This is a genomic window from Roseixanthobacter psychrophilus (genome assembly GCF_043195195.1).
Lineage (GTDB): Bacteria > Pseudomonadota > Alphaproteobacteria > Rhizobiales > Xanthobacteraceae > NCEH01.
In genome coordinates, this window is the sequence record NZ_JBAFWT010000012.1 from 129,509 (window position 1) to 138,818 (window position 9,310).

Here is a 9,310-nt window from a genome sequence, read left to right on the forward strand (position 1 = left end):
CCCCTTCAGGCGTCGCTGCCGATCTGGCGGCGGACTTCGTTAGCCAAGGGATGCAGCGTGTCGGGTGCCACCGCGCCCACGAGGCTGTAGCCGAGGCCCCGGTCGGCCCAGGCATAGCCGTTGATCCCATCCTGGACGTGGGGCGCCATCGGCATGTCCCGGTCGCTGGCCATGGGCCGCGCGAACATGACCAGCCGGCTGCCGCGATCGTCGTCATACATGAACAGCGCCGCCGCCCCGTGCTCGGTCGCGACCACCCGCCCGCCCATGAGCCGGTAGCCGGACGCGGTGAGGTCGGGAATGGCCACCGGGCGGCCGAGCCGGTGCGAGGTCCAGGCGACGAGCTGTGCCCGGTTCTCGGCGCGGATTTCGACCGGCCGCGCGAGGTCGGAGGCAAAGACCGCATAGCTTGCCGCCGCTTCCCGCCCCAGCGCCTGCAGCCCGCCCAAGGGCGGCGCGCCGCTGCCGCGCAGGGACCAGCCGCCGGCGCCGCCGAGCGCCAGCAGCAGCACGGCGGCAGCCGCCATGGACCAGCGCGGGGTGCCGGTGGAGCGCCGCCGGGCCTCGATCATGCGCGTGAGCGAGAGCTGCGGCGGCAGCGGTTCCTCGGCGACGGGCGCGAAGGCGGACCGCAGGGCGTCGCGCTCGGCGCGATAGGCGGCGATCCTGCTCGCCACCTCGGCATGGGTGTCGAGATAGGCGCGGACCTCGGCGCGGCGCTCGGCGTCGAGGGCGTCGTCGAGATAGCCGTTGAGATCGTCTTCGGTAATCGGGCGGATGGTCATTTCACTCTCCGCAGATGCGGGTGGGCACTTGCCGGCCTCGGATTGTCGGATATCGCCGCGTGCAGCCGTTCGCGCGCCCGCGACAGGCGCGACATGACGGTGCCGATGGGGATGTCGAGCACCCGCGCCGCCTCGGCATAGGAGAGTTCCTCGACGCAGACCAGCAGCAGCACCGTGCGCTGCTCGTCGGGGAGCTGGGACAATGCGGAAACGAGATCGCGGTAGCGCAGGCCGTCCTCCTGCGAGGCCGGATTGGCGAGATCACCCTCGCCCACGTCCTCGACCGCCACCGGGCGCGGCTGGCTGGCCGCCCGTCGCAGCCGCGTCATGGCGAGGTTGTGCAGGATGGCGAAGATCCAGGCGCGCGGCTCGCTGTCCGTCCGGCGCTGGTGCCAGCGGCCGATCGCCCGCTCCAGGCAGTCCTGCACCAGATCGTCGGCCGCCGCGCGATCCCGCAGCAGCGCGCGCGCATAGCGGCGCAACGCGGGAATGAGCGGCTCGATCAGATGGATCATCTCGGTTGTCATGGCAAACCCGGAGCGGATGGGCGGCGGCCGCCTTTCGCTCGCACGCAGGCGAGGGGAAAGGCGGCCGAGCGCGTCAGTTGGCGGTCTGGTGCTGCACCACGGCGCCGGGCTGGGCCGGCGTGCCCTCGGCGATCACCAGATAGCGCCGCGTCGCCTTCTCCTGGCTCTGCACGATCTGGCGGATCGGCCCGGCGGCATTGACGATGGCCGAGCCGGCCGGGTTGGTCATGAAGGCGGAGAGCGGTTCCAGTGCCCCCTTGCCGTCGGGCTGGCTGGCCAGCGCGAGCAGGTAGGGCTTCTTGGGCTCCAGCCCGGTCACGGACGCCTGCAGCACCTGGATCAGGCCCTGGTCGAACAGCGAGACGCTGGTCGGCGCCTTGTCCTCCCGCTTGCCCGCCAGGGCGAGGGTGAGATGCGCGGTCTGGCCGGCGACGCCGAGCGGCTGGAGATTGGCCGTGCCGTCGCCTTCCGGCACCGCGCCCGGCACGTAATTGACCGCCTGCGGCGCCTGCCCGATCGGGATGGTGGCGACCACTTTGTTGGTCAGCGTGTCGACGGCCGCGAGCGCATCGGCATTCTCAAGGCCCACATAGACCCGCGCGCCGTCGCCCGACGGCCAGATGCCGTGCGGCAGGTTGCCGACCGGAATGGTCGCGACCTGCGAGAAGTCGTCGGTGCGGAACACCTTGATCTCGTTCAGCCCGCCGATCGTCACATAGGCGAAGGTGCCGTTGGCGTTGTGGGCGAAATTGACGTGATTGGTGATCGGGCCGGTGTCGATGGTCTTGATGATGTCGAACGGCGGCTGGGCGTTGAACACCTGGGTCTTGCCGATGTCCTTCAGCGTAAACCACACCTGCTTGCCGTCCGGGGTGGCCGCGATATTCGGGCAGAACGGGCTTGCCTGCTTCACCCGCCCGACGATCTGGTGGTCGGCGACCGAGATCACCACGATCTCCGGCATGAAGGACGAGCAGACATAGCCATATTTGCCGTCGGGCGAGAAGATCTGCATGCCGGGGCCGTTCGGCACCTTGACGCGGGTCTTTTCCTCAAAGGTCGTGCCGTCGAGCACGGCCACGTAATCCTCGCCGCGCACCGTCACCCACACCTCCTTGCCGTCGGGCGTGAAGAACGCCTCGTGGGGCGAGCGGCCGACATAGGTGGTGTGCTTCACCGCATTGGTGGCGGTGTCGATGAAGGTGACGGAATTCGAGCCGATCGAGACCACGGCGATGGTCTTGCGGTCGGGCGAAAAGCCCATGCCGTGCACCAGCACCTGGCCCTTGTAGAGCGGGCTGAAATTGCCCGGCTGCGGATCGCCGAGGCGGATCACGCCGACCAGCTTGTTGGTCGACGGATCGGTGACCGAGATCGTGTTGGAGAACTGCTCGGCGGCATAGACGCGGTCGCGGCTGCTCAGCGGCACGTCGGGGGTGGAGGCGGGGAAGGGCGCTTGTCCGGCGAAGGCGGGCGCCGCGCAGGCGAGCATGGTGCTCGCGAGCATGCCGGTCAGGAAACGGGTGTTCATCGTTCGGCTCCTACTTCGTCGACATCGGCATGGCCGCGGGCATGGTCATGCTGCCGTGGGACATGGCGCTATGGGACATGGTGGAATGGGACTCGGCGGAAAGGTCATGGACGGGGATGGCGGCCGGCATGACGGCGACAGGCTGGGTCGGCGCCGGCGCGGACGGCGGCAGGGGCTGGCCGAGCGCGAGGCGCATCGCCGCGATCTCCTGCTGCTGCTCGACCACGATCTCCTGCGCCAGCCGCCGCAACTGCTCGTTCCGGCCGTAGCGCAGATAGGCGACGGCCATGTCCACGGCGCCCTGGTGGTGGGGGATCATCATCGCGGCGAAATCCGCATCGACGTCGCCGGTCGGCTTGACGTCCATGTCCGCCATCATCTTGTCCATGGCGGCGGCGTTCTCGGTCAGAAAGGGCGCCTCGTCCGTGGGCTGGGCGGCTCCCGAGACGGCCGGTGCGGCATCGTGCGCCTGGGTGGCGAAGGAGCCTGCCGCACACGCCGCCGCCAGCGCGACCAGGCCGACGGCAAGGGATGGAGTTCGAATTCGCATGACGGTCTCCCGTGGCGCGACGGCGCCTTCAGGAGGATTGACTCCGCCAGCCGGGCTTTATTCCACCGCGGCCCGAATCTTTTTCGCCGCACACGGAGCCGTCGGGGAGTCCGGGTCGGGGAATGAGGCACGCCGGCCGGTTTTTCGAACCCGTTCGCGGGCCGGCTGGATGTCGTTGCAGAACTTCTTCGGAACATGCGGTTTCGTCGACGAAATTGGCCATGTTCGGCGAAATAATCCGCTGTTCTTCCGCGCCCGGCCCGGTGTTTCACATGAAACATGCGGGCCGGGCCCAGGCGATTTCCCACCGCCCCGTTGCGATTATTTCGGCGGGACGAACCCGGAAACCTCATGCGGGGCATAGGGGGCTTCGAGCGCGGCGACCTCATCCTCGGTCAGCACGAGCGAGAGCGCGGCGATGGCATCGGTGAGATGGCGGGGCTTGGTCGCACCGACGATCGGTGCGGTAACCCCTTGTTTTTGCAGCATCCAGGCCAGAGCGACCTGTGCGCGGGGCACGCCGCGGGTCTCGGCGATGGCGCCCACCAGGTCGACGATCACCCGGTCGGTCTCCCGGTAGAGCGACTTGCCGAAGGCGTCCGTCTCCAGGCGTGCCGTGGTCTCGTCCCAGGCGCGGGTCAGGCGACCGCGGGCGAGCGGGCTCCAGGGAATGACGGCGATGCCCTGGTCCTTGCAGAACGGCAGCATCTCCCGCTCCTCCTCGCGGTAGAGCAGGTTGAGATGGTTCTGCATGCTCGCGAACGGCGTCCAATTGTTCAGGCGCGCCGTGTAGATAGCCTTGGCGAACTGCCACGCCGCCATGGAGGAGGCGCCGATATAGCGCGCTTTCCCGGCCTTCACCACGTCGTGCAACGCCTCCATCGTCTCTTCGATCGGCGTGCGCGGATCCCAGCGATGGATCTGGTAGAGATCGACATAATCGGTCCCGAGGCGGCGCAGGCTGTTGTCGATCTCGGTGAAGATCGCCTTGCGTGATAGCCCGGCTCCGTTGGGGCCCGGGTGCATGCGGTTGAACACCTTGGTTGCAAGCACGATCTCGTCGCGGCGGGCGAAGTCTTTCATCGCCCGGCCGACGAACTCCTCCGACGTGCCGTCGGAGTAAACGTTTGCGGTATCGAGGAAATTGATCCCCGCCTCGATCGCCTGGCGGATCAGGTCGCGGCTCGTGGCTTCGTCGAGCGTCCAGGCGTGACTGCCCCGGCTAGGGTCGCCGAAGCTCATGCACCCGAGGACAAGCCGGGAGACATCCATGCCGGTGGAGCCGAATTTCACGTAGTCCATGCTGTTTTCCCCGATGGGCGTCCTTGCCGAACTTGTTCTAGCCCCAGGGCCGCCCGCGCTGAAGGCCGCCGCGCGCAAGAGCGCGTGACGTTCCCTTGCGTCCGCGGGGCGGTCAAAATGATCCCGCCGCCGCCGATCAGCGCGCCGGCGGAGGGGGCAGACCGGCGTCGATGCGCTCCAGCATGTAGGAGAAGAAGGGATTTGACGACTGGCGCATCAGCATGTCGATGCCGACCGTAAGCGCGCCGTACTCGCCCCGGGCCGTCATGGTGCCGAGACGGATGCCGAAATCCTCCGTGGGATCAGGCGTTAGTCCATAAAGCCCGTCCTCCAGCGGGAAGGGCAGGGCGATGTGGGACAGGGAATAGACGTCGCGGGGATAGTCGATACCGAGCGGGCGCCGGCTTTCGCCGGTGGCGCCGGCCTCGCTCGTGCGTGCCTCGACTTCGGCGGTGGCGGGCGAGATGTTGGTGACGAGGGTGGCGCGAAAGCCGCGCGGTGCCGGGGGGAGCAGGCGGCTCACGGCGGTTTCTGCATCCGAGGTCAGCAGCGGCTCGAACCGCGAATTGTGGTTCACATCGAACAGTACAAGCTCGCTGCCATTGTTCGGCAGGGCGCCAAACAGCGTATCGATCACCGCCTTGGTGACCACCGTGTGATCGAGGATCGACTGGAAGGCCAGCACCGGCGGCATCCCGGCGATGCGGCCGTCGCGCGTGTGGGCATGGATGGCTTCCTGCAGCACCTGGGTGAGGCGGAAGGATTCCAGTGCGGCCTTGACCGGGAAGGAATTGTATTTGAACGGGTTGAACTCGGGCAGCAGGTTCAGCCACGCGGACTGGGCGAAGGCCGGGAGAATGGCGGGAATGCCGGCGAGCCCGGCGAAGCGGGCGAATGGGGTGATCCCGACCATGGGCGAGACCAGCACCAGCCTGTCCGCGCGCGGCTGCTCGGCCGCATCCAGCGCGTCCAGGGAATATTTCAGCGCCAGCGCGGCGCCATTGGAATAGCCGACCAGATGGATCGGCAGTCCCGGCCCCGCGCGGCGTTTGGCCTCGCGCATGGCGAGGCGGGTCGCGGCGAGCCAATCCTGCCAGTCCACCGCCGTCAGTGCGCCGGGAACCGTGCCATGGCCGGGCAGGCGGATCGAGATCGCCACGAAGCCGGCGGCGGCATAGCGGTGCGCCACGTGGCGCAGGCTGTAGGGGGAATCGGTGAGGCCATGCAGCAGCACCGCGACGCCGCGCAACGGCCCCTGCGGCTCCAGCACGAAGGAGCGGTTGAAATCCTGCGTGAAGCGGCCGGGATAAATCGGGCTATCGGCGAAATAGCGATCGAACGGCACGCGGGCGTGCGCCGGCAATTTGTCCGTCACCTCGGCGCGGACGCTGGCGAAGATCCGCTGCTCGGCGGCGAGGTAGGCGGGCCAGTCGGCGCGGTCCAGCTCGGCCGGCGTCAGTTCCTTCGGAACGAACGTGTGCCACAGTTCCAGCGGCGGACCGCGCAGGGAGTCCACGCCGCGCCCCGCGAACACGATCAGCGCCAGCACGGCGAGCAGGACTCCCACCCGCCGCAGCGTCTTTACCAACCACCGGCGCATCTTTTTCCTCCGTCGGCGCGCTGGTTCGAATCAGCGCGCATCTTGCATTATGGACCCGCGGATACCCGCCTTGCGCGGGCTTGAGTGGGACCTTACCTGACACCGGGAGCGGCCGCCGCCGTTCGGCGGCCAAGGCGCCGCGCACAGCGCGAAGCAAAGGTCACACCATGGCAGAGCGTTCCATCAAGCAGCCCGGCCCGGACCATCCCATCACCGTCACGCGCCATCCCGGACGGGTCGTCGTGACGGCCGGCGGCCGGGTGATCGCCGATACGCGCGAAGCCCTGGTCCTGCGCGAGGCATCCTATCCCGCGGTCCATTACATTCCGCGTGGGGATGTGGACATGGCGCTCCTGGAGCGCAGCACGCACGCAACCTATTGCCCCTACAAGGGCGACTGCAGCTATTTCTCGATTCCCTCCGGTGGCGGGCGGGCCGTCAATGCCGTCTGGAGCTACGAGAGCGCATTCCCGGCCGTCGCCGAGATCGCCGGGCATCTGGCTTTCTATCGTGACCGGGTCGATTCCATCGAGGAGCCATCCGCCTGACGACTCGGCCGGTCGCCGGATCAGGCGTGCGCCGTCGCCCGCTCAGCCTTGTCCAGCGCCTGCGTCGTATCCCCGGTCAGATCGGCGGCGAGGAAGTCCGTGCTTTCGGGGATGGCGATGCGGAAATCCTCGATCCGCTCCATCGTCAGCGTGATGCCTTCGCCCGCACAGTCCAGGACATGGCCACCGAACGTGGTGTCCACGCTGAGGAAATGCAGATGCCATCCGGGAACGCCCAGCCCCTTGGCATAGGACGGCGTCCAGAAGCCGATCAGGGTGCCGGCGACATCGCGGGCCTCGAATTCGGCTTGGTGAGAGGTCGCCTCCACCAGGGTCTCATGCGCCGCCGCTTTGCTGGCGATGCGGGTGTGCATCCGCCCGAAGCGGCCCGAAAGGCGTACCGCAAAGAACACATTGTCCGTGTGGCGTAGCGTGTCCATCTGCCGGCACAGCTCTGCGAACGAACCGAAGGGGGCGAGCGCCACCGGGGCGCCAGGCGCGAAATGGGTGACGATGGCGAACGGCACCTGCTGCGCGTCTTCCGCCCGGCGGATCGAGCCGTCGCCGCGCATCTGAAAGAAGGCACCGTCGAAGGCGATCATCTCGCCGTCCAGATCGACGAAGGTGCCGAGCCCGAAATCCCCATGCTCCCGCAAGGTGGCAACCGAGACCACGCCCTGGAACAGGCCCTCCACCAGCGCGCCCGAGGTGGAAACCTGGAACAACGTACCGTGATCCACCTGCAGTGTATCGGCGAGCGCGCGGGAGACGATGTGATCCAGGCTTTCGCCGCTCTCCTTGGTGGCCGCCAGCAGCGCGCTCCACAGCGATTGGGAAATCTCGCAGGTCAGGGTCGGCATGGCGTGTCTCTGGGTGCGAGGTCGGGGGAGGCGAATAGGTTCAACTCGGTGAGGCACTCTCGGTCGGCGTCCGGCCGGAGAAGAGGTCCGCGACCCAGCGGCTGGCGGGATGGTGGGCGCACAGGGTCAGCGCGGCGATCAGCAAGGGTACGCCGATGAAGGCGCCGGGGATGCCCCACAGGAAGCTCCAGAAGAACACAGCGAACAGCACCATGAAGGGCGAGGCGGCAAGCGCCTTGCCGGCAATGCGCGGCTCCAGATAGCTGCCTGACAGGAATTGGATCACGTTCAGGCACACGAAGACGAACGCCGCCATCTGCCAGGATTCGAACTGCACCAGCGCGAAGAAGGTGGGCAGCAGGGTGGCGACGAACGGGCCGATGAAGGGGATGTAATTCATGGTGAAGGCGATGACGCCCCAGGCGGTCGCCAGCTCCATGCCGGAGGCGAGGGTAAAGCCCCACACCACAAGGCCAGTGGCAATGCTCATCAAGGTGCGCACCAGCATGTAACGTTGCATCTTGGTGCCGATGTCGGCGCTGGCCGAAAGCATGAAGGGGCCGAACGTTCCGGTGCGCAGGCCGGCGAGCTGGCGCTTGAAGATGTCCACTTCCAGCAGGCCGAGGATGACGAACACGAACGTCACGATCAGGAAGCTGGCGAGGCTCTGCATGCGGCCCGAGAGGTCCTGAAATACCAGGAGCAGCCAGCGCACGTCGAAATGCTCGGTGATGATCGACGCCATCACGAAGCCATGGCCCTCCAGCCAGTCATGGGCCTGTCCGTAGAGTGCCTGGAAACGGGTGGCGTTGGCGAATACCCACTGGCCGACCCGGGCGAAGCCCCACACCACGAGGCTGATGATGGTGCCCACCACCGCCAGCGTGACCAGCAGGGTTGCAAGCGCGGCGACGACACCCGGCAGGTATTTTTGGAACGCCCTCTGTAGCGGCCAGACGATGGCGATGATGAACAGCGCGAACACGACAGGGGCGAGGATCGATTGGGCTTCGTTGATGGCGGCAAACACGATCACCGCGGCGACCAGACCCAGCAAAACCCTCACCGCGCGATCCTTGATCATTTCCGCCCCTTGTGCCCGAGCCGGCAAGCGTTCCCAGCTTGTCGGCGATGTGTAGAAAGTCATGCGTATGCTTGAAAAGCGGCGCTTCAGCAAAACCCATCGGGTAGTGTCAGGGGCCGGGCTGTTGATATCACGCCTGCGCCGGCATGGTCCCGTGCCGCACCGACATTTCCATGCCTTTGATCTTCTCGTAAAGCTTGATGTCGCTGGAATAGGGCCACCAAGAATAGAGCAGCAGCTCCAGCGGGTGCCACAGCCCGACCCAACCGGCGATCAGCAGTCCCTCGCCGAAGAGATAGCCGAGCAAACTGTCCGAGCCGAGCCATTTGTCCAACCCCGTCGACAGGGCAAGGCAGATCACCAGGAAGATGGCGCCGACGCGCAGTGCGCAGCGTCCTTCGAGGCGCACCTCCAGCATTTTGCGGCGGCAATATTGGATCTGGGAGGTGCAATAAGCGGATACCGCGAGCGGCAATTGGCGCACGAGCTCGTGTTCGTTGGTTCCTTCAGGCAGCCAGATCAC

9 protein-coding genes and 1 pseudogene are annotated in these 9,310 nt (G+C 67.0%); 1 reads left to right on the plus strand and 9 read right to left on the minus strand.

Going from position 1 to position 9,310, the window contains the following annotated elements; genetic code table 11:
• Window positions 1-5 precede the first annotated feature (5 nt).
• The 6 genes from V5F77_RS13375 to V5F77_RS13400 form a co-directional block, all read right to left on the minus strand.
• A complete protein-coding gene (locus V5F77_RS13375; protein ID WP_429005846.1) occupies window positions 6-785 on the minus strand; it encodes an anti-sigma factor family protein in 780 nt (259 codons plus the stop codon).
• A complete protein-coding gene (locus V5F77_RS13380) occupies window positions 782-1,312 on the minus strand; it encodes a sigma-70 family RNA polymerase sigma factor (RefSeq protein ID WP_429005847.1) in 531 nt (176 codons plus the stop codon). The genes V5F77_RS13375 and V5F77_RS13380 overlap by 4 nt, the downstream gene beginning before the upstream one ends.
• Window positions 1,313-1,385: 73 nt before the next feature.
• Window positions 1,386-2,843 (minus strand): YncE family protein, encoded by a 1,458-nt coding sequence (locus tag V5F77_RS13385; RefSeq protein ID WP_429005848.1) that lies wholly within the window; start codon window positions 2,841-2,843, stop codon window positions 1,386-1,388.
• Between the two features lie 10 nt (window positions 2,844-2,853).
• Window positions 2,854-3,393, minus strand: a complete 540-nt coding sequence (locus tag V5F77_RS13390) for a DUF305 domain-containing protein (protein WP_429005849.1) — start codon at window positions 3,391-3,393, stop codon at window positions 2,854-2,856.
• A gap of 321 nt (window positions 3,394-3,714) precedes the next feature.
• Window positions 3,715-4,695: an aldo/keto reductase gene (locus V5F77_RS13395; protein ID WP_429005850.1), complete on the minus strand. Its 981-nt coding sequence runs from the start codon at window positions 4,693-4,695 to the stop codon at window positions 3,715-3,717.
• Window positions 4,696-4,831: 136 nt separating this feature from the next.
• Window positions 4,832-6,295, minus strand: coding sequence for an alpha/beta hydrolase (locus V5F77_RS13400; protein WP_429005851.1), 1,464 nt, complete (start codon window positions 6,293-6,295; stop codon window positions 4,832-4,834).
• Between the two features lie 167 nt (window positions 6,296-6,462).
• Here V5F77_RS13400 and V5F77_RS13405 point away from each other — a divergent pair, with 167 nt between their 5' ends.
• Window positions 6,463-6,843 (plus strand): DUF427 domain-containing protein, encoded by a 381-nt coding sequence (locus V5F77_RS13405; protein WP_429005852.1) that lies wholly within the window; start codon window positions 6,463-6,465, stop codon window positions 6,841-6,843.
• A gap of 20 nt (window positions 6,844-6,863) precedes the next feature.
• Here the strand turns inward: V5F77_RS13405 and budA are convergent, their stop codons facing one another.
• From budA to V5F77_RS13420, 3 genes and pseudogenes are all read right to left on the minus strand, one after another.
• Window positions 6,864-7,703, minus strand: a complete 840-nt coding sequence (budA, locus tag V5F77_RS13410) for an acetolactate decarboxylase (RefSeq protein ID WP_429005853.1) — start codon at window positions 7,701-7,703, stop codon at window positions 6,864-6,866.
• Between the two features lie 40 nt (window positions 7,704-7,743).
• Window positions 7,744-8,787 (minus strand): AI-2E family transporter, encoded by a 1,044-nt coding sequence (locus V5F77_RS13415; protein ID WP_429005854.1) that lies wholly within the window; start codon window positions 8,785-8,787, stop codon window positions 7,744-7,746.
• A gap of 130 nt (window positions 8,788-8,917) precedes the next feature.
• A pseudogene (locus V5F77_RS13420) lies at window positions 8,918-9,310 on the minus strand (hypothetical protein); the annotation flags it as partial.

Excerpts from the sequence above, each read along its gene's own strand:
- V5F77_RS13375 (WP_429005846.1), bottom strand. The coding sequence starts at position 785 with ATGACCATCCGCCCGATTACCGAAGACGATCTCAACGGCTATCTCGAC.
- V5F77_RS13415 (WP_429005854.1), bottom strand. The coding sequence starts at position 8,787 with ATGATCAAGGATCGCGCGGTGAGGGTTTTGCTGGGTCTGGTCGCCGCG.
- V5F77_RS13385 (WP_429005848.1), bottom strand. The coding sequence starts at position 2,843 with ATGAACACCCGTTTCCTGACCGGCATGCTCGCGAGCACCATGCTCGCC.
- V5F77_RS13390 (WP_429005849.1), bottom strand. The coding sequence starts at position 3,393 with ATGCGAATTCGAACTCCATCCCTTGCCGTCGGCCTGGTCGCGCTGGCG.
- V5F77_RS13395 (WP_429005850.1), bottom strand. The coding sequence starts at position 4,695 with ATGGACTACGTGAAATTCGGCTCCACCGGCATGGATGTCTCCCGGCTT.
- V5F77_RS13405 (WP_429005852.1), top strand. The coding sequence starts at position 6,463 with ATGGCAGAGCGTTCCATCAAGCAGCCCGGCCCGGACCATCCCATCACC.
- V5F77_RS13400 (WP_429005851.1), bottom strand. The coding sequence starts at position 6,295 with ATGCGCCGGTGGTTGGTAAAGACGCTGCGGCGGGTGGGAGTCCTGCTC.
- budA (WP_429005853.1), bottom strand. The coding sequence starts at position 7,703 with ATGCCGACCCTGACCTGCGAGATTTCCCAATCGCTGTGGAGCGCGCTG.
- V5F77_RS13380 (WP_429005847.1), bottom strand. The coding sequence starts at position 1,312 with ATGACAACCGAGATGATCCATCTGATCGAGCCGCTCATTCCCGCGTTG.